Source organism: Paenibacillus sp. FSL M7-0896 (assembly GCF_037975415.1).
GTDB classification, from domain to species: Bacteria; Bacillota; Bacilli; order Paenibacillales; family Paenibacillaceae; genus Paenibacillus_AQ; species Paenibacillus_AQ silagei.
Map to the genome: position 1 here is coordinate 2,818,469 of NZ_CP150250.1, position 23,867 is coordinate 2,842,335.

Annotated in this window: 21 protein-coding genes; 16 read left to right on the forward strand and 5 right to left on the reverse strand. The window is 54.5% G+C overall.

Going from position 1 to position 23,867, the window contains the following annotated elements; genetic code table 11:
* Window positions 1-60: 60 nt before the first annotated feature.
* Together MKY12_RS11810 and rpsD are read right to left on the reverse strand one after the other, a co-directional pair.
* Complete coding sequence (locus tag MKY12_RS11810) at window positions 61-3,045, reverse strand: transglycosylase domain-containing protein (protein WP_339313921.1); 2,985 nt, start codon at window positions 3,043-3,045, stop codon at window positions 61-63.
* 226 nt (window positions 3,046-3,271) lie between these two features.
* Window positions 3,272-3,871 carry a 30S ribosomal protein S4 gene (gene rpsD, locus MKY12_RS11815; RefSeq protein WP_036729464.1) on the reverse strand — a complete coding sequence of 200 codons (600 nt, stop codon included), beginning with the start codon at window positions 3,869-3,871 and terminating at the stop codon, window positions 3,272-3,274.
* A gap of 473 nt (window positions 3,872-4,344) precedes the next feature.
* Here rpsD and MKY12_RS11820 point away from each other — a divergent pair, with 473 nt between their 5' ends.
* The 5 genes from MKY12_RS11820 (at window position 4,345) to MKY12_RS11840 (ending at window position 9,426) form a co-directional block, all read left to right on the forward strand.
* On the forward strand, window positions 4,345-6,351 hold the full coding sequence (locus MKY12_RS11820) for a sensor domain-containing diguanylate cyclase (RefSeq protein ID WP_339313922.1): 2,007 nt from the start codon (window positions 4,345-4,347) through the stop codon (window positions 6,349-6,351).
* 132 nt (window positions 6,352-6,483) lie between these two features.
* Entirely contained in the window at window positions 6,484-7,347 is an 864-nt protein-coding gene (locus MKY12_RS11825) for a hypothetical protein (RefSeq protein ID WP_155991624.1), read from the forward strand.
* Window positions 7,348-7,444: 97 nt separating this feature from the next.
* A complete protein-coding gene (locus MKY12_RS11830; RefSeq protein ID WP_036729456.1) occupies window positions 7,445-8,560 on the forward strand; it encodes an aminopeptidase in 1,116 nt (371 codons plus the stop codon).
* 139 nt (window positions 8,561-8,699) lie between these two features.
* On the forward strand, window positions 8,700-8,942 hold the full coding sequence (locus MKY12_RS11835; protein ID WP_036695008.1) for an HPr family phosphocarrier protein: 243 nt from the start codon (window positions 8,700-8,702) through the stop codon (window positions 8,940-8,942).
* Between the two features lie 181 nt (window positions 8,943-9,123).
* Complete coding sequence (locus tag MKY12_RS11840) at window positions 9,124-9,426, forward strand: YlaN family protein (protein ID WP_036695007.1); 303 nt, start codon at window positions 9,124-9,126, stop codon at window positions 9,424-9,426.
* A gap of 144 nt (window positions 9,427-9,570) precedes the next feature.
* On the opposite strand, the gene cax is transcribed toward MKY12_RS11840, so the two are convergent.
* The gene (gene cax, locus MKY12_RS11845; RefSeq protein WP_076074340.1) at window positions 9,571-10,641 is read right to left on the reverse strand and encodes a calcium/proton exchanger; all 1,071 of its coding nucleotides are present in this window, start codon (window positions 10,639-10,641) and stop codon (window positions 9,571-9,573) included.
* A 154-nt stretch (window positions 10,642-10,795) separates the two neighbouring features.
* Between cax and MKY12_RS11850 the strand changes: the two genes are divergently transcribed.
* Complete coding sequence (locus MKY12_RS11850) at window positions 10,796-11,161, forward strand: Asp23/Gls24 family envelope stress response protein (RefSeq protein ID WP_036695005.1); 366 nt, start codon at window positions 10,796-10,798, stop codon at window positions 11,159-11,161.
* Window positions 11,162-11,259: 98 nt separating this feature from the next.
* Here the strand turns inward: MKY12_RS11850 and ftsW are convergent, their stop codons facing one another.
* Together ftsW and MKY12_RS11860 are read right to left on the reverse strand one after the other, a co-directional pair.
* Window positions 11,260-12,528, reverse strand: coding sequence for a putative lipid II flippase FtsW (ftsW, locus tag MKY12_RS11855; protein ID WP_339313923.1), 1,269 nt, complete (start codon window positions 12,526-12,528; stop codon window positions 11,260-11,262).
* Complete coding sequence (locus MKY12_RS11860) at window positions 12,525-12,872, reverse strand: YugN family protein (protein WP_339313925.1); 348 nt, start codon at window positions 12,870-12,872, stop codon at window positions 12,525-12,527. The genes ftsW and MKY12_RS11860 overlap by 4 nt, the downstream gene beginning before the upstream one ends.
* Window positions 12,873-13,112: 240 nt before the next feature.
* Between MKY12_RS11860 and MKY12_RS11865 the strand changes: the two genes are divergently transcribed.
* The 10 genes from MKY12_RS11865 (at window position 13,113) to MKY12_RS11910 (ending at window position 23,816) form a co-directional block, all read left to right on the forward strand.
* Entirely contained in the window at window positions 13,113-14,294 is a 1,182-nt protein-coding gene (locus MKY12_RS11865) for an amidohydrolase (protein WP_339313927.1), read from the forward strand.
* Between the two features lie 183 nt (window positions 14,295-14,477).
* Complete coding sequence (locus MKY12_RS11870; RefSeq protein WP_339313928.1) at window positions 14,478-16,190, forward strand: DNA repair helicase XPB; 1,713 nt, start codon at window positions 14,478-14,480, stop codon at window positions 16,188-16,190.
* Window positions 16,190-18,310 (forward strand): helicase-associated domain-containing protein, encoded by a 2,121-nt coding sequence (locus MKY12_RS11875; RefSeq protein WP_339313929.1) that lies wholly within the window; start codon window positions 16,190-16,192, stop codon window positions 18,308-18,310. The genes MKY12_RS11870 and MKY12_RS11875 overlap by 1 nt, the downstream gene beginning before the upstream one ends.
* A 46-nt stretch (window positions 18,311-18,356) precedes the next feature.
* Window positions 18,357-18,794: a YlbF family regulator gene (locus MKY12_RS11880; protein WP_036729443.1), complete on the forward strand. Its 438-nt coding sequence runs from the start codon at window positions 18,357-18,359 to the stop codon at window positions 18,792-18,794.
* Window positions 18,795-18,836: 42 nt separating this feature from the next.
* Window positions 18,837-19,100, forward strand: coding sequence for a YlbG family protein (locus tag MKY12_RS11885; protein WP_036694997.1), 264 nt, complete (start codon window positions 18,837-18,839; stop codon window positions 19,098-19,100).
* A gap of 65 nt (window positions 19,101-19,165) precedes the next feature.
* Window positions 19,166-19,657, forward strand: a complete 492-nt coding sequence (locus MKY12_RS11890; RefSeq protein WP_339313930.1) for a MarR family transcriptional regulator — start codon at window positions 19,166-19,168, stop codon at window positions 19,655-19,657.
* Window positions 19,658-19,816: 159 nt separating this feature from the next.
* Window positions 19,817-21,067, forward strand: coding sequence for an MFS transporter (locus MKY12_RS11895; protein ID WP_339313932.1), 1,251 nt, complete (start codon window positions 19,817-19,819; stop codon window positions 21,065-21,067).
* Window positions 21,068-21,306: 239 nt separating this feature from the next.
* Window positions 21,307-22,275 carry a GGDEF domain-containing protein gene (locus MKY12_RS11900; protein WP_339313933.1) on the forward strand — a complete coding sequence of 323 codons (969 nt, stop codon included), beginning with the start codon at window positions 21,307-21,309 and terminating at the stop codon, window positions 22,273-22,275.
* Between the two features lie 112 nt (window positions 22,276-22,387).
* Entirely contained in the window at window positions 22,388-22,831 is a 444-nt protein-coding gene (locus tag MKY12_RS11905; RefSeq protein ID WP_339257441.1) for a hypothetical protein, read from the forward strand.
* Between the two features lie 85 nt (window positions 22,832-22,916).
* Window positions 22,917-23,816, forward strand: a complete 900-nt coding sequence (locus MKY12_RS11910) for a selenium metabolism-associated LysR family transcriptional regulator (RefSeq protein ID WP_339256015.1) — start codon at window positions 22,917-22,919, stop codon at window positions 23,814-23,816.
* Window positions 23,817-23,867: the final 51 nt, after the last annotated feature.

Genomic DNA, 23,867 nt, shown 5'->3' on the forward strand with positions numbered 1-23,867 from the left:
CCGTTCCCCTATCCCGGGGAACGGGCTTTTGAAGCTTTTACTGAAGTCTGCCTGATGAGCTTAACGTCCGGAGTTGCCTGGTGCGTTAGTAGCGGTACTGCCTCCGGCATTCCCGCCCGTATTCCCGTTGGCATTGCCTGCAGGCTTCCCGCCGGTATTCCCAGCGGCATTCCCGCCGCCAGCATTGGTACCGCCTAATGGAGTAGAAGTATCCACAGCAGGCGGCTGAACAATGATCATGCCAGGGTCTTCCGTACTGTCAGGGACGATTCCGGCGTCCGGTGTCGGCTCAGCGTCCGGCGTCTGTTCCGGAGTTGGTGTCGGCTCAGGTGTAGGCTTAATGCCGCCAGCCACACTGCCGGAAGCAGTCTCATGTCCGGCTACGTCCACGGCAGCCACATAGAAGGTAGCATTAGCACCTGCCGGAGTACCCGGCCTGAAGACGGTGCTCTCTCCAGCCGCAAGAACAGCCTGCTTCTGGAAAGATCCGCCGTTCAGGGAACGGTAGAGGCGGTAGCCGACAACATCCGGCGAACCGCTTGGAGTGAAGGTAACTACAGCCTTGCCTGTGCTGTAGGAGACCATGACTTCACCGGGAGCGCTTGGCCCGTTGCCGTCATCGACCCGCGGATCGACCTCCGTCGGATAGTCGGTTTTGGCATCCTGCGGCATGTAGTACGATAGCGACTCATGCGATTTCATCGCCGGGAAGGCGGCCAGCAGCTCTTTGACCAGCTCCTGAATCGGCTTCTCGCGCTTGACTACGATTTTCTCCTTCAAGAAATCCTCAGGAGTTCCTTCAAGAGGGATGTAGTTCACCCCGTTATAAGTGATGTATTTGGCATTGGAGATTCCGTCATCGCTCTCCTTAGGAACAAATTTCGCGTTGAACAGATCCGTTGTGAATCTATCCGTCAGCTTGGAAGGCTTCTTGCCGCTGTATGCCGAGACTGTTGCCTTGACGATGCCTTCCGGCTGGGCGAATTCCTTCGTGGTGAACAGCTCGGGACGCTTGTCAATCACTGTATTCATTACCTTGGTCCACAGGGTCTGCGCCTGACGCTTCTGCGTATCCCCCTGAAGGGTATTGACCTGCTCTTTGTAGCCCACCCAAATTCCAAGGGTGACATCCGGGGAATAGCCCATGAACCAGACATCCCCGTAGTTCTGGGTGGAGCCGGTTTTGCCGACAATTGGAACTTCCTTGAAATGCTTGTAGTTCCTCTTCACTGTAGTTGCTGTTCCGTCAGTAATTACGGTACGCAGCATATCCGTCATCAGATAAGCGGTCTGCTTGGAGAAGACCTGTTCCGGGTTGACTTTATGCTGGTAGACGATTTTGCCCTGACTGTCCACGATCTTCTCGATCATATAAGCATCATTGAAGGCACCGCCGTTACCGATGGAGGAATAAGCATTAGTCAGCTCTTCCACGGATACCCCGTAACGCAGCCCCCCGATAACCCCGGTCTGAGCGCTATAGTCATTGTCCTGGATGGTGGTAATCCCCAGCTTCTTGGAGAAGGCCCAGGCCTTCTCAATTCCCACCTTGTCGTTGAACAGCTTCAAGGCGGGAAGGTTCAGGGATTTGTTCAGGGCATACCGGGCGGTAACCAGACCCTGATAACGGTTGTTGGCATTCTTGGGAATGTGGTAGCCTTTGCCCCCGTCCTTCATGACAATCGGCGCATCATCCAGAATGCCGGCAGGCTGAATGAGCCCTGCATCCAGTGCAGGCAGGTACGCTGCAATCGGCTTCATGGTAGAGCCGGGCTGGCGGATCATCTGGGTGGCATAGTTCATCTGCTCGATGTTGAAATCGCGCCCTTCGATCATGCCGAGAATCGCGCCGGTCTTATTGTTGATCATCATGCCGGCTGTCTGTTCCTTGCCTCTAGCCTTGCTGTCCTTGGTGAAATTGCTGCTGTCATCCGAGACACTGTGCATCGCACTGTACACTTTCTTGTCTATGGTGGTGTACACCCGGTAGCCGCCGGTCATCAGCTGCTGGCGGGCTTCCTCCAGAAGCTGGGCGGAATCGGCAGCAGTGGCCGCCTTGTCTGCCGTGCCCTGGTTCAGCTTCAGCAGGATCTCGGACGCTTTGCGTTCGGTCTCCATCATGAGATAGGGGAAGGTGGCATAGGCCTTCTTCGTATGCGGTGCAAGAGAGCTCTTGATGTCGAAGAGCAGCGCCTCGTCGTATTGGGAGGTGGTAATTTTGTTCTCCTCCAGCATCCGCCGTAAGACCAGCTTCTGGCGGTCCATCGCCCGGCCGAAGGCCGTCTCGTTGAATTCGCCTACGCCGTTGAACGCAGAATACTTGGAAGGGAGCTGCGGCAAGCCGGCGAGATACGCCGCCTGGGCCACATTCAGCTTCTCCAGATCATCCAGGCCGAAGATACCTTTGGCGGCGGCCTTGATACCAAATACATTATAGCCGTTGGAACCGTTCCCGAAAGGAACCTTATTTAAATAAGCCGTTAAAATCTCCTGCTTGGACAAGAAACGTTCCAGCCGCAGGGAGAGCAGGATTTCCTTCACCTTGCGGTCTTCCGTGCGGTCCAGGTTCAGGAACACGCGCCGTGCAAGCTGCTGGGTCAGGGTACTGCCCCCGGTCTGAACGGATTCATTCAGTACCTTTTGCTTGACGGCCCGCAGGGTGCCGCTGAAATCCACCCCTTTATGATTGTAGAAATTATTGTCCTCTATAGCGAGAACGGCATCAATCACAAGCTGCGGAATATCGTTGAATTCAATAAGTCTGCGGTCTTCTTCTGTGCGGAGCTGGCCGATCGGCTGTCCGTCACTGAAATAGGCAAAGCCGGTAATGGCGTTCAGCCCAACCTGCTGCTGGATTAGTTCTTCGGGCCGGACCGGGTCGTCCTTCACTATTGAAGTGACGTAGCCGGCTACAGCGCCGCCGGCGAACAGGCAGCCGAGTATACCGAGTATGAACATCCACTTCACAACTGAACCGAACCTGCGGAGCCAGGATCTGCGCGGTGGACGCTGTTTTGCGGTCTTCTTTTTCTTCTCCTCAACCATCGACGATAATCCTCCTTTTAACGGAACTATTATAGCACAATTTGGCGATTTTGAATGCGCTTCTGCCGGAGAGGATTTTTAAAATAACCCCACAAAGTGGGGACTTCCACTTGCGATGATGACCCAAAAACTTTGCGGGGGCCCAAAAACATATACATTCTTATCATAAAAAAAGCTCCCGGATAGAAATCCGGGAGCTTTGATCAGATTCCGCTCTAAGCGAATCTTAACGGTTGTAGAACTCGACGATTTGCTTCTCATCGATATCCTGGGACAGCTCAGCACGTTCTGGCAAACGGATATATTTGCCTTCGAACGATCCGTCAGCATATTCCAGGTAAGCCGGAAGGTGGTTACGGTTCTCGAGAGCTTCCTTGATCGAAGTCATAGCGCGGCTTCTTTCGCGGAGTCCGATAACGTCGCCAATGCTTACACGGTAAGAAGCGATGTCGACTTTTTTGCCGTTAACGGTTACGTGGCCGTGGGATACCAACTGACGTGCACCTGCACGGGAGTTAGCGAATCCAAGACGGTAAACCAGGTTGTCCAGGCGGCTTTCGAGCAGGAACATGAAGTTTTCGCCCGCAATACCCTGGAGCTTTTGTGCCTTAGTGAAAAGAGTTTTAAACTGCTTTTCGCCCAGGCCGTACATGTGACGCAGTTTTTGTTTTTCCAAAAGCTGCATTCCGTAGTTACTTACTTTTCTGCGTTGGTTAGCGCCGTGCTGTCCTGGTGGGAAAGGGCGTTTCAGGTCTTTGCCTGTACCGCTAAGGGAAATGCCCAGACGACGGCTGAGTTTGAATTTAGGTCCGGTGTAACGTGCCATATTATAGTAGACTCCTTTTAATGAAAAAATTTATTGTAGGGCCTATTTGCGCCGCAATTCGTATCCGTGAAAGCGTTAAATGGTTTCACACTGCCGAGGGAAGTTCAGCCGCTGCCCTGGCAGTAACGAAATGCGTAGAGGGTGACACAACGTTACGCCCAATAAGACTTGTTACAGTCTTGTTCAACAATAAATATTATATGAAAATGACAGTCAAAGTCAAGCGCAACTTAAAAGAGTTTTTGTCTATGTTTGTCGTTAGTTCTTTGGTCCTAAAAAAAATCCCGGTTTTGCGGAAAATATAATGCAATACCTCAAGAAAGGGAGTAAAATATAACTAATTGGATGTTATCGGAAAACTGTGATTTCAAATATCCTGACTATATTTACGCTGGATTGGTAATGTCTCTACTATAGAATCAGGGGGCGTACTCCGGTCTGGCCTGATTGAAGATGCAAAGGAGGTCCTCTTTATGTCAGAGCAGGAGGCATACGGCCATAAGGATCGGGACAGCCGTATGCTGTTACAGGACATGAGGCAATCCGGCGGAGAAGATGTAGATCCCGCCGCCTGGCTGAAGGAGACGGATATCGTATCTCACGATTTCCCCTACGCCGCCAGCTTGATTGCCGAGAGCTTTAGGGAATGGCAAGGACAGGGAGTCCCCTCCTTCGCGAAGGCCTGGAGCTGGTGTGTGCTGAATTATGAAGGTGATTGGATTGAACCCGGCTCTGAATTCCGGCAGGGGCGCTGGAGAGCAGAGTGGGAAGAAGCGGCGGGAATCTGCCTGCAGACAGGAGGGATGTATGCCGCCGAGGTTCTGGAGGAAGGACGAGCCTATACCCTTCTGGCTTTGCCGGTATTTACGCGCGGGCACCGGGAAATCTTTGCCGTGCTTGGCTGCAGAATGCCTGCTGAGCAGTACGAGTCGGGCGGGAAGCATACGGCTGAAGCGATGTCGATGCATTTCCAGACCTGCTTTTATCACCGGTTTGAGCATGTGTTTGTCTCGGATCTTGCGGGAATTCATCTGCATGCCGAGCGTGAGGGCAGCCGCCGTTCGCTGCTTTTTCAGATTGTCCAGCGTATGCATGACAACATTGATGTAGATGCCGTGCTGACGGAGGTCATTGACAGTATCGCTGCGATGTATCCGGGGGCGCGGCTTGATTTGTTCATGTCCCAGGACCACCGCAGCACGCATCCTCAGGTCAAGCCGCTTCCGCTGACATGGGCAGGCAATGATGTCTGTGACCGGGCCTTCAAGGATGGGCGGGTCACGCTTCATGCCGGGCGTGATGAGAACGGGACGGTTGAGGTAGCGCTTCCGCTCGGCGGCAAGCAGGGGGTATACGGTGTGTTTCATATGATTATGGACAAAGCGTCCTTCCATGAGCTGGATCTTAGCTTCCTGACCATGGTCGCGGATACCGCCGGTACAGCCTTTGAGAATGCGAAGCTGTATGAACGCTCCAACCAGCTGATCAGGGAGCTGCGCATGAGCAATGAGCTTACCCAGCGGCTGAATCAGAGCCTCAGGCTCGGCGATATTTTCCAGTTTGCTTTTGAAGAGCTGCTGGCAATGTTCGAGGCGGATTATTGCTGTATCCTCCATAAGAATGAAGAACGCGGCGGGCTTGAGGTAATCGCCTGCAATTATCTGCCGCTGCTGGGTGAAATATTGGATGGCAGTCAGGGACTCGGCGGTAAGGTTTATGCTACGGGAGAGCCGCTGCTGCTGTCCGATTACAAGTATGCTGCGGGGCAGACCTCGACGCTGATGGATGCTACCGGCTCACAGTCGCTGATCGCTACTCCGCTGAATGTGGGGGGAGAAGTGCGGGGAGCCATTATGCTGGCGCATAAGCAGGCCCACTTCTTCTCCTATGACAGCTACCGGCTGCTGCAGGCGATGGCCGGTCATATCGGGCTGGCTGTCGGAAATGCGAGGCTTCATGCCGAGGTGCACCGCCTGGCGAACCGGGATACGCTGACCGGACTTTTTGCCCGGCACTATCTGGATGAAGAGATTAAGCAGCGGCAGTCGAGTGATTTTTGCGGAACCCTGATCGTGGTGGACATTGACCAGTTCAAGATGGTGAACGACACCTATGGACATCAGAAGGGGGACAAAATTCTGAAGCAGGTCAGCGACATCGTGAAGACCTCGATCCGCCAGGGGGATGTCGCCGCCAGATGGGGAGGGGAAGAGCTTGCAGTCTATCTGCCTCAGCTTGGGGTGCAGCAGGCCGTATTCGTAGGGGAGCGTATCCGCAAGCGTGTGATGGGAGAGACAGAGCCGCGTGTGACCGTGTCCTGCGGAGTCGCCGAGTGGAGCTGGACCGATGACCGGGTCAGTGTCGAATCTCTCTTTTACCGGGCGGATATGGCGCTCTACGAAGCCAAGAACAACGGGCGCAACCAGGTAGTGATCGATAACAAAACCGTAGAGAATAATTCGAAGAATCCTTGGGCTTAGGCCTTAAGGATTTTTTTGTGCAAAAGCCTGCTTTGTGGGGGGGCGTCATCCGGCGTATAAGCCCTGCATTCAAGGAGACCCTAGGTAGAATACAGGTACACTCTACTTTCTTGCGGAAAGGGCTTGATGGCCATGATGAACTTACAATGCGTCCGCACGGGAACACTTGCCCTGCTGATGCTCTCCAGCCTTGCATTCAGCGGGTGCGCGGGTGTGAAGGACAAACCGGCTGCGGAGGATTTGAATCTGGTAATGGCGGGGATGGATGGCACTGACGGGGTGTCCTTTGAAGGGGCGGCTGCCCTTCTGATCGACGGGAAAACGATCCCGGAATCCTCGCTCTACTATGGGGGAAAGGTAGCAGATCATAACCGGGTCAGCCTCTATTCGCTCCTGCCGGACGGCGGACATCCCGCTTCTGCGGCGGAGTCCGGTCCGCGTTCTCTGGAGCAGGGCTCGGGAGATGCGCCCGTCTACTATACCCGGATGGTGAAGGAGGACGGGAAATGGACGATGAAGCAGGCCTCTCCGGCCCTGGCCGGCAGTAATCCCCTGGAGGCGCTGAATCCGCTGCGTCAGCTGGAGGAGCTGGAGAAGATGGGCAAGAAGGTGACGGAGGAAGCGGGCAGCGCCAGAGGGACACGGGTCCTGCGGATTGAATTAACGGCAGAGGAGGCGCGCAGACAGCTCTCGGCAGAGCTTGCGCAGAAGATGCAGGCAATCAAGCCGGCTGCCAGAATAGGTGCTGCTGCGCCTGCTGACACTCAGGCTAAGGCACTTGCGGCTAAGACCGCACTGTGGGAACAGAAGCAGACAGAGCTGCAGCAGAGGCTGAACCAGGCGGATATCCGCACGGTATATTATCTTAAGGTTGACCCGAAGCGGAATCTGCCCACCCGGCTGACCTCGAACCGCACCCTAACCTACCCCGGAAAGGGCGGTGCGACCACGGAAGAAGCCTACATTACGCAGGTGGATTTCTATGGTTATAAGTGAGCGGTTCCCTTCCCGCAGATGGCTTGCGCTCTATGACAGGCGTGCTACAATATAACGGTATGTTTATTTTCAGCAAGAGGAAGGAAGAGAGAGACTGATGAATGATCCCCGGATTCAAAAGCTTGCGGCGAACCTTGTAGGTTACTCCGTAAACGTACAGCCCGGCGAGAATGTGCTCGTCGAAATGATCGGCAGTGAACGAGATTTGATCAAAGCCGTTGTGGAGGAAGTGGGGAAGGCCGGAGGCCGTGCATTTGTGCAGCTGACCGACCGCACTGTTCTGCGCAGTATGCTCAAATATGCAACACCTGAAGGCATCAAGACCTGGGCGGAGATCGACCTGAACCGGATGAAGCAGATGGACTGCTATATCGGCATCCGTGCAGGTGAGAATGTCAATGATCTGTCCGATGTGCCGGAAGAGAACATGAAGCTCTACAACTCCCTGTATTCCCACCCGGTACATAGCGAGCAGCGTGTCAAGCACACCAAATGGGTGGTGCTGCGTTATCCTAACGCCAGTATGGCTCAGCTCGCCAACACGAGCACTGAGGCCTTCGAGGATTTTTACTTCGCAGTCTGCAACCTGGATTATGCCAAAATGGATAAAGCCCAGGATTCGCTGGCTGAGCTTATGCGCAGAACCGACAAGGTGCGTATCGCAGGTCCCGGAACAGACCTTACATTCTCCATCAAGGGAATCGGGGCGGAGAAATGCTCCGGCCAGAAAAATATCCCGGACGGAGAAGTGTACAGCGCGCCTGTCCGCGATTCCGTGAATGGAACGATCAGCTATAATGCCGCATCGATCTATAACGGGGTGACCTTCGAGAATGTGAAGTTTACGTTCGAGAACGGCCGGATCGTAGAGGCTTCCAGCAATGATACCGCGCGGTTGAATGAAATTCTGGATTCCGACGACGGGGCGCGCCATATCGGTGAGTTCGCCATCGGCTTCAACCCTTATATTCTGCATCCGATGAAGGATATTCTGTTCGATGAGAAAATTGCCGGCAGTCTGCACTTCACACCGGGCCAGGCGTATGATGTGACGGACAACGGCAACCGTTCGTCCATTCACTGGGACCTCGTGCTGATTCAGCGTCCTGATTACGGCGGCGGCGAAATTTACTTCGACGATGTGCTGATCCGTAAGGACGGAATTTTTGTGGTGCCGGAGCTGGAAGGTCTGAATCCGGAGAACCTGAAATAAAATGGTACAAAAGCCGGATTCCAAAAGCACGTAAAGGCCGGTTTCCAAGAAACACCTTGCGTGAGTAAGCGGATTCAATGTATCATGGAATTGGTAACAAGTGAACATAAGTATATAATCAAGTTGCGGAGGGATTCCTATGTCCAACAATGCGGCAATCGTGGATATTGCACAGACAGCAAGCCAATTTAATTCATCTATCGTTCTTCAAGCGGACAACAAGTACATTGATGTGAAGAGCATCCTGGGCTTGTTCACCACCCTGGTATCCAGCCAAAGCTATGAGCTGCATGTACATGGCACAGATGCCGAGGAAGCCAAGAAAGCCATGAGTGAAGTTTTCGCCAAACACAATTTGAATTTTACAGTAGTAGCAGAGTAATTCCAGTTTCTTCTCAGACGTCCGGCCTTGCGGCTGGGCGTCTTTGCTGTGGAACCAGGTGATTTTGCAGGAACTTCAGGAATAACCCAAACTGCAATCTTGTATTAGGTCCTAATTTCGACTAATATTAAGAATAATAAGCAATCGCTGCTGTAACTTTTGGACATGGGGGGGAAAATGCATGACTTCATCGGATTTGCAGGAACAGCTCAATATCAAAGCAATCAATCTTCTTCAAGAAGATGCCGATAAAATTCAGAAGCTCATTGAAGTACAGATGGAGAATTTGGCAACCCGTTACTGCCCTCTCTATGAGGAAGTGCTGGATACCCAGATGTACGGCTTCTCCAGAGAGGTCGATTTTGCGGTCAGAGCGGGGCTGGTACCGGAGCTTACCGGCAAGCAGGTGCTGAGCAAGCTGGAACGTAATTTGGCTGTACTATACGAGGCACTGAACAAGAAGGCTGAGGAACGGGAGATGTAAGTCCCGGTCATCAAGTGGAAACGGCTTTGCCGTCCTTGTTAAAGGACGGTACCGTTTAATTCTTATATTTTCAACAAAACGCACATGAAAGACCCGGGGGTCGATCATGTGCGTTTTTTTACAATTATTTATAAGTTTTGTGTTTCAGACCAGATAGAACGATACACCGAGAATCAAATAGACCGCCAGCAGCAGGAGACCTTCGTACCAGTTGGTTGCGCCGTCCTGAATAATCGATTTGGCGATGAACACCGATACGGCAATCGCTACAATCTCAATGGTGGTGAAGACAATCGACATGGTGTTGCCCATGAAGTAACTGGCGAAGATCAGCACAGGGGCGACGAACAGGGCAATCTGCAGACTGCTGCCTACGGCGATCTCGACTGCGGCGCCGATCTTGTTCTTCATGGCGAGCATAATGGCAGCGCTGTGTTCTGCGGCGTTACCGATAATCGCTACAAGGAATGCGCCGACGAACAGCTCACTGAAGCCGAAGCGTTCGGTGAGAGTCTCCAGCGTGCCGACCAGCCACTCACTGACGAAGGCGACCATGACTGTGGCAAGGACCAGGTAGAGGATTGAACGGTTCCGGGACCAGACAGGAGCATGCTCATTCGGCAGCTCTTCCGCAGTATCGTCTGTAACATCCGCCAGGTATTTCTTGTGTGTGATCATGGAGAAGACCAGCCAGGCGAGGTAGGCGGCAATCAGGAGGCCGGCAACGACAAGGCTAAGCACATTGGTGTCTTTCTCGGTGATGGAATGCGTGTTGAAGAACATGGCGGGGACGAACAGGGCGATAACCGCAACGATCATCAGTGAGCCGTTCAGACCAGCGAGTGTGACATTGAAGTTCTGAACCTTGAACTTCATGCCCCCGGCAAAAATACTGAGTCCGAGGACGAGCAGCAGGTTGCCGATGATGGAGCCGGTCAGACTTGCTTTGACCATGTCAAACAATCCTTCCTTGACCAGGAAGAAGGCGATGATCAGCTCGGCCGCATTGCCGAAGGTTGCGTTCAGGAACCCTCCAAGCCGTTGTCCGGCATAGTGGGCTACACTCTCTGTGGCCCGGCCGAGGAACCCGGCCACGAAGATGACCGAAACGGCAGACAATATGAACTGAAGGGTATGATCCCAGTTCGCGTAATGCCCTATGGCGCTGAGGATGAAGCTGATGACCAGCAGCGCCGGTGAGATCCATTTTTTCAAGGTTAAGCACTCTCCAGTCTCTATATGTAGGTTGAATTCATAATCAATATACCCAAATTGTTCCTGACTGTAAACGGGGGTGAGAGAAAGTCATTTGCTTTTTAGGCCGCTTTGGAATTACAATAATTGATAATGAGAGTAGGGGGGATATGGCATGGCAGAACAGCTTCAACTGGAATTGGGTAATATACGGATATCGAATGACGTTGTCTCAAAAATTGCCGGCCTGGCCGCGCTTGAGACTCCCGGAATTGCAGCCATGTCTGGCGGTTTGTCAGAGGGCTGGGCAAAGCGCCTGAGCGGCAAGAACGTGCAAAAGGGTGTTACTGTCGAAGTTGGCCAATTGGAAGCTGCAGTAGATTTACGCATCATCGTACTGTACGAGACGCCGATTCATGAAGTGTGCCGCATGCTTCAGCAGAATGTCCGCGAGGCTGTGGAGAGTATGACCGGGCTTCACATCGTAGAGGTTAACGTTAAGGTCGAAGGCGTAGCCTTCAAGAACGACGAGATTTCTTAAGCACAATTATATTAGGCATCCATGCAAAAGGCAGTCCGGAATATATTCCGGACTGCCTTTCTATTTGGCTCAACCCTCATTTGTATGTAGGTAGCCTCTTAGCGTGCGCGGGTGCCAGCACTTCTGTTGTTGCGTACCTGTCTGACCGTAGTCACAGACTTCACCACTTCCTCCTTGGCCGGACGGTTGGTCTCCCGTGAGATGCTGAGCATGATCCCCATGCAGAGCATGGTGACAAGCAGCGAGGAGCCGCCGTAGCTGATAAAGGGCAGTGTAACCCCTGTAAGCGGAATGGTATTGGTCACACCGCCGATATTGATGAAGGCCTGAATGGCGATGAGCCCCATGATTCCGATGCCGACCAGGGTGCCGAAGGGATCGGTACACCGCAGTGAAATCAGAATCCCTCTCCAGATAAAATACAGATAGAGCAGCAGGAACAAGGCTGTTCCCACGAAGCCGAGCTCCTCACCGATGACGGAAAATATAAAGTCAGTGTAAGGATAAGGAAGGTAGTGAAGCTTTTGGATGCTCTTACCAAACCCGGAGCCTTGTGTTCCGCCTTCGCCTAGGGCGATAAGGGATTGCATGATATGATAGCCGTTGCCCGAGGCATCTTTCGCCGGATCAAGGAAGGCTTCAATACGGCCCTGACGGTAATCCTGCTTAATCTCAGCCTTCTCGGTGTGCGGTGACAGGGAGTCAATGGCGGTCTTGGCTCCCCAGACGAGAGCCACGCCCAGAATCAGTAGGCCAATCGAGCCCATAATGTGCTTCATACTGGCGCCGCCGGCATAGATGATCAGTCCGCTGGTTGCGACAAGAATCATACAGGAACCTAAATCCGGCTGAAGCATAATCAGTCCGGCTACGATGCCGACGATAATCATGACAGGGATATACCCTGTCCGCAAATCGCGCAGGCGCTCGCCTTTTTTGGTGATCAGGGCTGCCAGATACAGAATGATGGAGATCTTGGCCAGCTCGGTAGGCTGAATGCCAAGAGTTCCGATACTCATCCAGCTCTTGGCGCCGTTAATCCCCTCGGTGGTTGCTACGAACAGCAGCAGTACAAGTGTAATCACGAAGATCGGGGCATACCATTTCTTGAATTTGCTGTAGTGGATATTCATGACAACGAACATGATGAAGCTGCCCAGCACAGCCCAGATCAGTTGTTTTTTGACGAAGAAAAATGCATTATTGCTGTATTTCTCACTGGCAAGGGTTAAGCTGGAACTGGAGCTGAACACCATCAGCAGGCCGAAGCCCACGAACAGCAGGGTGAGAATAAGCAGCTGGAAATCGGGCGTTCCTCTTTTGGGCGGGCGGGCTTTGGAGGCCGTCTTTCCCTTCGCGGCACTCAAACTTCCAGCAGCGCTTTCAATTCATTGATATGTTTCCGGGCTACCTCAAGCACCGGCTGAGGCACCGGGGATTCATATTCCAGCCCGTGGGGGAATGTGGCCTTGCCCAGATAGACGGCTTCAATCGCCAGTACCGCGTCCGCCTTCTCCAGCTTCCCCTCCACAGCACGGGTATTAATGCGCAGGAAGTATTCGCCGCCGTCCTTGCGGTCTTCGATCTTGCAGTCATAAGTCGCGCGGTAGTATTCCCATTGCCATCTGATGAATCCTGCCCTTGCTGCACTCTCGTCGAGATAAAGAAGGTCGCTCTTCAGTCCTTCGAGGCCCGTGTTCTCAAATATCATAGCGCACAACTCCCCTTAATGAAGTATAATGATTCATTTGTAATTAAAATTTGTTATTGTTCTTCCTCATGATAGTCTGTTTCCCGGGGTTGTGCAAGGTAGAACAGGCTGATTAATACCCACTTTTTTGCGTTTCTGCTACAATAAAAGAAAGTTGGCAGGCTGCGGAGCGGACAGAGCTCAAGGGCTTGCCCCGCAGGCTTATCCGCAGGATGCTGTCAGAGAAGGGAATGGAGAGTTATGGAGAGGTTAGAGATCGGGGAACTGCTCCCGGAAATGATCAAATGGCGCCGCCATCTGCACCGTCATCCGGAGCTGTCCTATCAGGAGAAGGAGACCTCCGCTTATGTCGGGGCAAGGCTCACGGAGCTGGGAATTGAGGTCCGGCGGAGTGCAGCAGGCTACGGATTGACAGGCATACTTAAGGGCCGGGAGACTGGCAGAACGGTAGTCCTGCGTGCAGATATGGACGCGCTGAGTATTACGGAGGAGAGCGGCCGGGAATATGCTTCCCAGCATCCCGGGGTTATGCATGCCTGCGGGCATGACGGGCATACCGCCATGCTGCTGGCTGCGGCGGCGTATTACAGCTCCCGCCGGGAGGATCTGAGGGGGGAGATCCGCTTTATGTTCCAGCCGGCGGAAGAGGTCTGTCCCGGCGGTGCAGTGGACATGATTGCGGAAGGCGTGCTTGCGGGTGCGGATGCTGTCTACGGGCTGCATCTGTGGACGCCGTTCCCGCTCGGGACGGTAGGCAGTGCGCCGGGGCCGCTGATGGCTTCGGCCGATGAGTTCTTCATTGATCTGACCGGCCGGGGCGGACACGGCGGCATGCCCCACCGTACAGCAGACAGCATTGTGGCCGGTGCGGCACTGGTTACCGGGCTGCAGACGATTGTCAGCCGCAACGTTGATCCGCTGCGTCCTGCTGTGGTCAGCGTGGGAACGATGCAAGGCGGTTCCGCCCAGAATATCATTGCCGAGCGCTGCCGGATTACCGGGACGGTGCGGGCCTTTGATGAAGAGACACGTCATCTGATCCGCCGCCGCATTGAAGAGTTGGCGGCGTCCATAGCCGCAGCCTATGGGACGGAGGCGAAGGTGGACTATCTGATGGGGTACCCGCCGCTGGTGAATGACATTGCTGAGTATGAACGCTTCGCCCGTGTTGCCCCTGAGGCGCTGGGTACAGATGCTCAAGTGATGCTGATGGAGAAGATTATGCCGGCGGAGGACTTTTCCTATTATGTTCAGGAGATTCCCGGCTGCTTCATCTTCGTCGGTGCGGGCAATGCGGCCAAGGATGCCGTCTATCCACACCATCACAGCAAATTTGATTTCGATGAGGATGCTATGCTCTATGGCGTGAAGCTGCTGGTCGCTATGGCCGATTCCTGTCTCAATGAGTCCTTATCCGTATAAATGTTACCGCTCCAGGAAAAACTACTCTCAAATGCCATGGTAACGTGGACAGGAGGGTTCATTCTTGACAGCGGCAGCAGCCGCATTAATAGAATGACGAATGGCTCATATCCGTTAGGCGGAGGTGGGCTTTTTCGTTGTAGGGACAAATTGAACCACTATAGCACACAAGGAGGGAATAGGATGAGCGGAGCAGGGGCGGGGCCATGCATCACACGGAATGACCGGACAATTCTGCTGGAATGCGGACATCCGGGATTTGAGGAGGCACGGGCTGTTCTAAGCGGATTCGCCGAGCTTGTCAAAAGTCCTCCAGCCTACCACACTTACCGGATCACGCCGTTGTCCCTATGGAACGCCGCAGCCGGGGGACAGACAGCGGCAGAGGTCATTGAAGGACTGCGCAGGCTGTCCAGGTGGGGCATTCCTTCTGGGGTCGAGGCGGAGATGGAGCTGCTGATGTCCCGTTACGGAAGCTTGCATCTGCATGCGGATGAGAGTGATCCGCAGCTTGTTACGTTAACCGCTGACCGGGCGAGCCGGCTGGATGAACTGGATGACTCTCAGAAGCTGAAGGAGCTGGGCCTGCGCCGGACCGGGGAGCTGCATAGCCATTGTCCGAAGATGAACCGGGGTCTGCTGAAGCAGGAGTTGGCCAGACTGGGTTATCCGGTTCTTGACTATGCCGGGTACCGGGACGGGCAGATGCTGAAGATGGCCTGGCGGGAAACTCTAAGGGGAACGGGTGAAGAGAGCAGCGCCGAATTCAGGCTCCGGGATTATCAACGGGAGGCTGTCCGAAAGTTCCAGGGAACCGGCGGACATGGCGGCAGCGGTGTGGTCGTGCTGCCCTGCGGGGCAGGCAAAACAGTTGTCGGCCTTGCGGTGCTGGAGCAGCTGCAGTGCGAGACACTGATCATTACTTCAAGCACGACTTCAGTAGAACAGTGGCGCGGGGAGCTGCTGCTGCGGACCACGCTGAGCGCAGATGAGGTCGGGGAATACACGGGAGAGCACCGGGAGGTGCGGCCGGTAACCGTTACAACCTATCAGATGCTGACCCACAGGCGCTCCAAGGGAGGAGCGTTTGTCCACATGAATCTGTTCCATGAACGAAACTGGGGGCTGATTATCTATGACGAGGTCCATCTGCTTCCGGCACCTGTCTTCCGGGCGACCGCAGATATTCAGGCTACGCGGCGGCTGGGGCTGACAGCAACGCTGGTCCGGGAGGACGGGCGGGAGGGGGATGTGTTCTCCCTGATCGGCCCGAGATGCTACGACCTGCCCTGGAAGGTGCTGGAGCGGCAGGGATGGATTGCAGCTGTCGATTGCATCGAGGTCATCGTTCCGATGAACCAGAAGCTGCGGCAGCAATATATGTATGCCGGTGCGAAGGAACAGTTCCGGCTGGCGGCCGTTAATCAGGCTAAGGCGCAGGCTGCAGCGCAGATTGCTGCGGCGCATCCCGCAGCGTCGATTCTTGTGATCGGCCAGTACCTCGACCAGCTCGAGCAGCTGGCGCTGGAGCTGGCGGCCCCTCTGATCACGGGCAAGACTCCGCAGAAGGAGCGGAATGCGCTCTACGCTGCGTTTAATGATGGCAAGCTGCCGGTGCTGATTGTCTCCAAGGTTGCGAACTTTGCTGTGAATCTACCGGATGCCTCAGTAGCAATTGAGGTATCCGGCGCCTTCGGCTCCCGGCAGGAGGAGGCTCAGCGGCTGGGCCGCATCCTTCGTCCGAAGCCGGGGGATAACCGGGCGTATTTCTACACGCTGGTCACGGGAGACAGCCGGGAGCAGGACTTCGCCCTGCGCCGCCGGATGTTCCTGACAGAGCAAGGCTACGAATACGGGGTCCGGATGCTGGACCCGGCGGAAGGAGCTGTTCTCTGATGGAACTGGAACCGGCAAATGATATCAGCAAGCTGTCTGCGGATGCTTGTGAAGTGCTGCTGCGGATAGCGGCAGAGCATGCGGCTTCGCTATGTACAGCGGATTCTGCAGAGCGGCTGCGGCCTGAATTCCTGTGTAGAGCCGAGCAGTCGCTGGCCCTGGAGGAACTGCTTCACACCGGGATGCTGGAGCTGCGTCAGAAGGTGTGGGGGGAGCGGCTGTATCAGATTCCGCAGCAGCAGTATCCCTTGATCCTGCGGAGCTTCTGGACGGGCTGCCCGCAGGTGCGGGTGGAGGGGGCAGTCCGGGTGGAGCATGCAGCGTGTTCAGAACTGGCAGGGGAGCTATTTCAGGGACTGCTGTTCATAGCCCAGGAAGGCCTGCCTCTGACCTCTAAGGGAGTGATACATAAGAAGCAGCTTGGCCGGTTAGCCGGAAGGTTGTCCATACCGGAGGAGTCTCTGGCCCTCCTTGAGTCCTCGGCCGGTCACCAGAGCTATCCGCTGCCGGTTACATTAATCATTGATCTGCTGAGCGTATTGGGGCTGATTACCCGCGATAACAGCGGGTATGGAGTAGACAGACCGATGCTGCAACGCTGGCTGGCTCTTACCGCACAAGAGATGACGGATACGCTCTACACCTTGGTAATCAGCCGCTACGGTGCTCCGCTGCCTGAAGAGCAGCATTTCAGACATTTGCTCTCGGCAGCAGAGTTTAAGACGGACGAGTGGTTTGCGGTAGAGCCTGTTCTAAGCTGGATAAGGCAGAATGGTCTAGCCGGGGAGCAGCCTGTGCCGGGGGCAGCAGGGACAGGCTCAGACTCAGGGCTTAAGCAGGCGTCACTTGCCTGGATTCGCCTTCTGGCCGCCTTCGGCTGGTGTGAGCTGGGGTCTTCAGCAGAAAGGGCGGAGTGCTTCCGCTGGAAGGCAAGGAAGCCGCAGCTGACCAGACATAGCCTAGGAATAACCCCGCAGCATCAAGAGGGTGCAGAAGAAGCGGACAGTAACCCGGAAACAGCCAGCAGCAGTCCAAGCATAGCCTCACACAGCCAAGCAATCCTGGACAGCGCCGCCGAAGCTCAAGATACCGTCCTCAGCCCGCAGAGACCCGTAGCAGCTGAAATCGCATGTAGCCCGCTGCCGCAAGCATCGGCTTCCGCGTCCCCCGGCTTCATTGTTCAGCCGGATTTCGAGGTGCTGGTACCACCGGAGGTCCCTTATACGGTCCGCTGGACCTTGGCCGGGTGTGCGGAGCTGCTGCATCACGAGGATCTCTGGAGCTTCCGGCTGACCCGTGAGCGGCTGGAAGCCGCGGCGGACCAGGGGTTCGCCCCGGGTGAAGTGATCTCCTGGCTGAACGCCCATGCCGCCGGAGGATTGCCGGAGCAGGTCCTACTGGCGCTCCGGCAGTGGGCCAGAGCGATCGGGCGGACCGAACTGGCGGAGGTTCTTCTGCTGTCCTGCGCCGGAGAGCAGGAGGGCGAGATCATCGCCGCCCATCCCCGGCTGCAGGACATCGTTACCCGCATCGGCCCGCTCCACTTCATCGTCCGGCCGGAGGCTGCCGGTCAGCTGCGCAAGGAGCTAGCAGCCGCCGGTCTGGCGCCGTCCGTAAGGACAGGGGACCTGAACGGGGCTGCGGGCCAGCAGCGGCTGTTCGGGCTGTCTGGGCCGGACGAGCCAGTGCTGCGCTACGAGCTCCCTGCCGCAGCCGGGGAACGGGGCCTGCTGGGAACGGGCCCGTCCCCGAAGCTCCTGCCGCTGGACAGGGGCGGCCCCCCGATGCTGGAGCTGCCGGGTGAGGAGGCCGTGCCGCAGATGTGGTTCAATCAGTGGAGGCAGTATCATGTCACTACAGCGCAAAAGGTAATGGAGCAGGCCCTAAGCTGGGGAATCAAGGTCCGGCTCTCCTACGGGGGCAAGGCGGCGGATTTCATTCCTGAACGGATCAGCGGACGCCCATGGAAGGTACGGGGCATTCTGCTGCTCCCGGGAACGGAGACAGCAGAGGAGACGGAGCTTGCAGCGGAGGACTGGCAGGAAATTCAGCTGCTGCATCCGCTTAAGCACAGAAATTCTTCTTCTGCTGAGGCGGGCGGATATGTTATGATAAGGTAGTCTATCGCTGCGGTAGAACATTAAATGCAGAAAAGAGTTGAAGTTCATGAGCGTAGCGGAATTAAATACGGTCGATATGGCTGAAGTGCTGACATACGCCTATGAATTAGGCGATATGATTAATCAATCCGCAGAAGTGTCGGATTACCTATACTGGAAGGGACAGGTAGATAACCATCCCCAAATCCAGGCCATGATCAAGCGGCTGCAAGGCAAGAAGGAGCTGTTTGACGAGACACAGCGGTTTGGTCATTTTCACCCGAACTATCACTCGGCCAAGGATGAGGTTGAGGCTGTAGAGCGGGAGCTGGAGCAGTTCGAAGCGGTGGTCCGCTTCAAGAATGCGGAGAAGACGCTGGATGATATTCTTCATTCCATGTCTGAGGCGATCGCATTCTCGGTCTCGGACAGTATTAAGGTTCCCAGCAATGATCCGTCCCCCAAAGGCGGATGCGGCAGCGGCGGCAAATGCTCCTGCGGATAAGCTGACCCGTGAGGAGATAGAGAAAGAGAGGCGGATGAGCTTATGTTTGCGGAACGGACAGGTTATATTGTATGGGTTAGCGACGTCAAGGCGGCGCGCAACCTGGAGAAGTACGGCACATTGCACTACGTTTCCCGTAAAATGCACTATGCGGTAATGTACGTCAATGCGGAGCGCGCCGAGGAAGTCATGAAGAATGTCCGCAGACTTTCTTATGTGCGCAAGATTGAGCGTTCGTACCGCAATGAACTGAAGACGGAATATACCAGCAACGGACCGGACAAGTCCAAGTACTACGGTCTGTAGTTCAGGGATAAGGGTTATTTAGACAGACGCCGCTGGCGTCTGTTTTTTTAAGAGGGGGACCACCAATGAACAAAGAGGAACAGGTCTTAACCGCTTTCCGGGAATTATTCAATAAGATGAGCTGGCTGAACAAGTCCAAGATGGAGATCAGTCTTAAGGGCAATAAACCCTCGGAGGTGCACTGTATTGAATACATCGGACGACATGCAGACGTCAACGTGACCAAGCTTGCAGAGGCCTTGTACATGACCAGAGGGGCGATCAGCAAGATTACACGGAAGCTCCTGCACAAGGGGCTTATCGAGAGCTATCAGAAGCCGGACAATCAGAAGGAAATCTATTTCAGGCTTACCGGTCAAGGGAAGGCTGTGTATCAGATCCATGACGAATTGCACCGTGAGTTCCGGGAGCGGGACAGACCCGTGTTTGAGCAGGTGACCGATAGCCAGTATGCCGGTATGCTCAGCTTCATGGAGAAGTACAATAGGCATTTGGATGAAGAGATTAAGAAGCAGGAGCAGGAGCTGGAGCTGGAGAACAGCACGGAAGAAGATTAATTTCCCCTCTATACTTCAGCAGAATATTACAGGCAGAGTTACTTTCACCCGGCAGGGTGTTTTTTTATGTTTATTTTTTTGTTTCCTTGGAATCAAAAGTGTGCTAGGATAATATTGTTTCTTGGGAAACAAATCATAAACTCTAAGGAGAGAAGATACATGTCCACATCCAAACCAGCTGACAATCAAGATCAACCTTCAGAACCAAAAGTAGATAAGCACGCGCTTATATTCGGTCTAATCTCAGTATTTTTATGCGGAATAGGCTTCAGTATCATAGCTCCTGTGGTTCCATTCCTCGTCCAGCCTTACATTAGCGATCCCGGAAAACAAGCGGTGATGATTACCCTGCTGACCTCAGTGTATGCGGCCTGCCTGTTCTGTGCGGCGCCTGTGCTGGGTGCGCTGAGTGATAAATACGGACGACGTCCGCTGCTTCTGCTATGCTTGCTGGGTTCGGCTGCCGGTTACTTCATATTTGGCCTTGGAGGGGCTTTATGGGTGCTGTTCGCCGGGCGGATCATTGAAGGGATCACAGGCGGGAGCATCGGTACAATCTTCGCTTATTTTGCAGACATTCTTCCGCCGGAGCAACGGACCAAGTACTTTGGCTGGGTGAGCGCGGTGGTAGGGGCCGGTACTATTATTGGTCCGTCGATGGGCGGGCTGCTGGCCAAGTTCGGGTATTCGGTGCCCATGTATGCTGGCGCAGCGGTAACATTACTGAATGTGGGTTATGGCTTCCTGTTCATGCCGGAGAGTTTGGAGAAAAGTAAGAGACTGAAGGCAATCCCCTTAGTCAGGCTGAACCCCTTCACGCAGCTTGCGAACCTGCTGACCATGAAGAACCTCAATAGGCTGTTTGTCTCCGCCTTCCTGCTGTGGATACCGAATGGCTCATTCCAGGCTATTTTTTCACAGTTCACATTGGATAATTTCAGCTGGAAGCCGGTGATCATCGGATTGATGTTCTCCATCATGGGCTTGCAGGATATTCTGTCCCAAGGATTCATTATGCCGAAGCTCCTGAAAAGATACAGTGACCGGCAAATCGCCCTCCTCGGAATGGTCTCGGAAATTGTTGGATATGTCCTGTTTGCGTTGTCGGCCTTGTTCGCCTTTTATCCCCTTTTTATCGCAGGGATGTTTATCTTCGGCTTCGGCGATTCGGTCTTCGGGCCCTCGTTCAACGGAATGCTGTCCAAATCTGCCGCAGCGGGCGAGCAGGGACGGGTTCAAGGGGGCAGCCAATCGATTCAGGCGCTGGCGAGAATGATCGGGCCGCTGGTTGGCGGACAGCTCTATGTGTCGCTTGGACCGGCTGCACCGGCATTCATGGGGGTGATCCTCATTGGAGCGGCGATCCCTGTGCTGTATACGATTAACCGGGCAGGAGCATTGTCGAAATAGGTCGTTAGTGTGAAAAAAGGTGCGCAGAAGGCAATGCCCTGGCCCGAAGTTTATCCCTGCTTAATAATTCCAATCTATGCTGAAGAGAAGTTATTGAATTCAGGAAGACAAGCATACGGGGGATTAGATGAATAAGACAGGGACCCTTGGCTATGTGCTCGGGAGACCGGCTCATCGGCCTGAGCGTGGAGCGCTTCCGTCTCCGGTGCTCCAGTATCCAGTCAAGGGAGGGTGTAAGCATGTTTCTGCAGATCGGTGAAATCGCTGAACAAATCCCGGACATTTCGATTCATCACAAATGCGGGTTTGTGGACCAGATTTTCAAAAGCAATCCCCAGCTCCAAGGCGTAGCCGTAACGGAAAACGGGCGGACTGCCGGATTAATTATGAGGATCAGCTTTTATCAGAAAATAGGTACGCTGTATGGGTACACGCTCTATATGGGCAGACCTGTGGAACTGGTGATGGACAAGAATCCGCTGGTGGTGGACTATAACACGCCCATTATCGAGGTAAGCAGGCAGGCGATGTCGAGGCAGGATGAGAATCTGTACGACTATGTGATCGTGACTCATGAGAAGGCCCTGTTCGGAGCGGTTAGCGTACGGGATCTGCTGCTTAACTTCGCGGAGATTCAGGCGGTGGCCGCCAGCTTCCTGAATCCGTTAACAGGCCTCCCGGGGAATATCAGCATTACCGAGTGGATGGTGAAGTCGCTGCTGCAGGATGAATTCAGTGTGCTCTACATCGATCTTGACCATTTCAAGGCGTACAACGACACCTACGGTTTCAAGGAAGGCGACCGTATGATTCAGGCCACTGCGGAGCTGCTAAAGCATGAGGCGCTGCGGATGAACGGATTCCTGGGGCATATCGGCGGGGATGATTTTATTATTTTTATCAGCGATTATCACTACGAGGAATGCTGCAGAAGCATCATCGCGGCGTTCGATACGGCGGTTAAGGATTTCTATCATGCCGGACATCTGGCCCAGAAATACGTGCTGACCGAGAGCCGTTCGGGACAACTGGAGGAGATCCCGCTGGTCTCGATCTCGATTGCCGTGGTTACGAACCGCAGCCGCCGGTTTGCTTCCATTGAGGAGCTGTCTGTAGAGGCGGCCCGCTTCAAAAAAAGCTGCAAAATGATCAGAGGCAGCAGCTACGTCGATGACAGCGATATCAGTATGCACCGGACGGGCAGCTGAGGTTTCGCCATGTAACTCTCACGGGGATGGCGGTATGCTTGAACAACGGCCGTCAATGCGGTAAGATTGACAACAATAAGAGCATGCCAAGACCCTTTTTACGTGGAGTGTGATGACTATGCAGGGCAAGGGGATGGACTGGTGGGGGGTGCACGAACCCTTCCATATCATGCTGAATAACTACGGGATTGCCGACATCGTGCTGACCCGGCATGCCAAGAGCCGTTATGCGGACCGGGTAGCTGCTGAGGACAGCGGAAATGTGGAGGTGACCGCCTGGATCTGGCAGGCCCTGAAGCAGAACCGGCTGAGGCCTTACTCGAACAGTGATTATAATGCCTATCTGATCGATAATGATACGGTGATCGTGGTTGATTTCAGGCAGCTTGAGGGCGTCACGGCCCTCTCCGGAGAGCCGCTGTATGTCATGGTAATCGTATCTTTTCTGGGCAAAATATCGGTGACTCCGCAGCTCCGGGATCTCAAGCGATACTATTCCTGGCTGCGACATTCCCGGCGCATGAAGCTGTCCAAGAAACGCCGCAGGCGCAAGTAGGATACTTGAAACGAGGGAGGCATGCGGCTTAGGGCTGCGTGCCTTTTTGCTTGAAGACTGAAATTAGCGAAGGAGTCAGTAACGTATGAATTTTCATCAGCTTCATATTTTCTATACCGTGTCCGAACGGGGCAGCTTCTCGGCGGCGGCGCAGACTCTGCATATGACCCAGCCTGCGGTGACGATGCAGATTCAGGCGCTTGAGGATTATTTCGGAACCAAGCTGTTCGACCGTTCCACCAAAAAAATCATACTCACCGAGGCCGGCCTGACGCTGATGCCGTTCGCGGTGCGCAGCATGCAGCTGATGCGCGAGACGGATCAGGCGATGTCGGCCTTCACCCACATGCTGGAGGGCCGCCTGATGCTCGGAGCCAGCCTGACCATCGGTGAATATGTGCTTCCCCGCCTGCTGGGGCCCTTCGGCAAGGAATATCCGAATATCTCAATTATGATGAAGGTCATGAACACTTCACAGATTATGGATGAGATTCATAAGCATCAGCTGAATTTCGGGCTGATTGAAGCGCCGGTCTCCCACCCGGACATGGTGATTGAGCCGGTAATGGGCGACGAGCTGAAGCTGATTGTGCCCCATGAGCATCCGCTGGCCGGTCAGGCGGAAGTGACGCTGGCGCAGGCGCTCGCCTATCCATTCGTGCTGCGCGAACGCGGCTCGGGCACACGGCGGGTGATGGAGGAGCAGCTTGAGGCTAACGGGCTTGACCCTGCAGCGATGCAGATTGTGATGGAGCTGGGCAGTACCGGGGCGGTGAAGTCGGCGGTAGAGGCAGGGCTGGGGATTACAATTATCTCGACCTCCTCGGTCAAGCATGAAGTAGCGCTCGGCCTGCTGAAGATTGTCAATCTGACGGATGCCTCCTTCAAACGGCAATTCTACGCTATTCATCTGAAATCGACCTTGCTGCCGATCTCGGCGGTAACCTTCCTAGGCTTTCTGCGCCAGCATGCCGGCGGACAGTAACGGATATGCATAGCTAGCTGCGTGTAGCTGCATGAAAGCATGTAAACTTAC

Bases quoted from the DNA above. Each gene is read 5' to 3' on its own strand.
- MKY12_RS11810 (WP_339313921.1), bottom strand. From the start codon at position 3,045: ATGGTTGAGGAGAAGAAAAAGAAGACCGCAAAACAGCGTCCACCGCGC.
- rpsD (WP_036729464.1), bottom strand. From the start codon at position 3,871: ATGGCACGTTACACCGGACCTAAATTCAAACTCAGCCGTCGTCTGGGC.
- MKY12_RS11820 (WP_339313922.1), top strand. From the start codon at position 4,345: ATGTCAGAGCAGGAGGCATACGGCCATAAGGATCGGGACAGCCGTATG.
- MKY12_RS11825 (WP_155991624.1), top strand. From the start codon at position 6,484: ATGATGAACTTACAATGCGTCCGCACGGGAACACTTGCCCTGCTGATG.
- MKY12_RS11830 (WP_036729456.1), top strand. From the start codon at position 7,445: ATGAATGATCCCCGGATTCAAAAGCTTGCGGCGAACCTTGTAGGTTAC.
- MKY12_RS11835 (WP_036695008.1), top strand. From the start codon at position 8,700: ATGTCCAACAATGCGGCAATCGTGGATATTGCACAGACAGCAAGCCAA.
- MKY12_RS11840 (WP_036695007.1), top strand. From the start codon at position 9,124: ATGACTTCATCGGATTTGCAGGAACAGCTCAATATCAAAGCAATCAAT.
- MKY12_RS11850 (WP_036695005.1), top strand. From the start codon at position 10,796: ATGGCAGAACAGCTTCAACTGGAATTGGGTAATATACGGATATCGAAT.
- MKY12_RS11860 (WP_339313925.1), bottom strand. From the start codon at position 12,872: ATGATATTTGAGAACACGGGCCTCGAAGGACTGAAGAGCGACCTTCTT.
- MKY12_RS11865 (WP_339313927.1), top strand. From the start codon at position 13,113: ATGGAGAGGTTAGAGATCGGGGAACTGCTCCCGGAAATGATCAAATGG.
- MKY12_RS11870 (WP_339313928.1), top strand. From the start codon at position 14,478: ATGAGCGGAGCAGGGGCGGGGCCATGCATCACACGGAATGACCGGACA.
- MKY12_RS11875 (WP_339313929.1), top strand. From the start codon at position 16,190: ATGGAACTGGAACCGGCAAATGATATCAGCAAGCTGTCTGCGGATGCT.
- MKY12_RS11880 (WP_036729443.1), top strand. From the start codon at position 18,357: ATGAGCGTAGCGGAATTAAATACGGTCGATATGGCTGAAGTGCTGACA.
- MKY12_RS11885 (WP_036694997.1), top strand. From the start codon at position 18,837: ATGTTTGCGGAACGGACAGGTTATATTGTATGGGTTAGCGACGTCAAG.
- MKY12_RS11890 (WP_339313930.1), top strand. From the start codon at position 19,166: ATGAACAAAGAGGAACAGGTCTTAACCGCTTTCCGGGAATTATTCAAT.
- MKY12_RS11895 (WP_339313932.1), top strand. From the start codon at position 19,817: ATGTCCACATCCAAACCAGCTGACAATCAAGATCAACCTTCAGAACCA.
- MKY12_RS11900 (WP_339313933.1), top strand. From the start codon at position 21,307: ATGTTTCTGCAGATCGGTGAAATCGCTGAACAAATCCCGGACATTTCG.
- MKY12_RS11905 (WP_339257441.1), top strand. From the start codon at position 22,388: ATGACTATGCAGGGCAAGGGGATGGACTGGTGGGGGGTGCACGAACCC.
- MKY12_RS11910 (WP_339256015.1), top strand. From the start codon at position 22,917: ATGAATTTTCATCAGCTTCATATTTTCTATACCGTGTCCGAACGGGGC.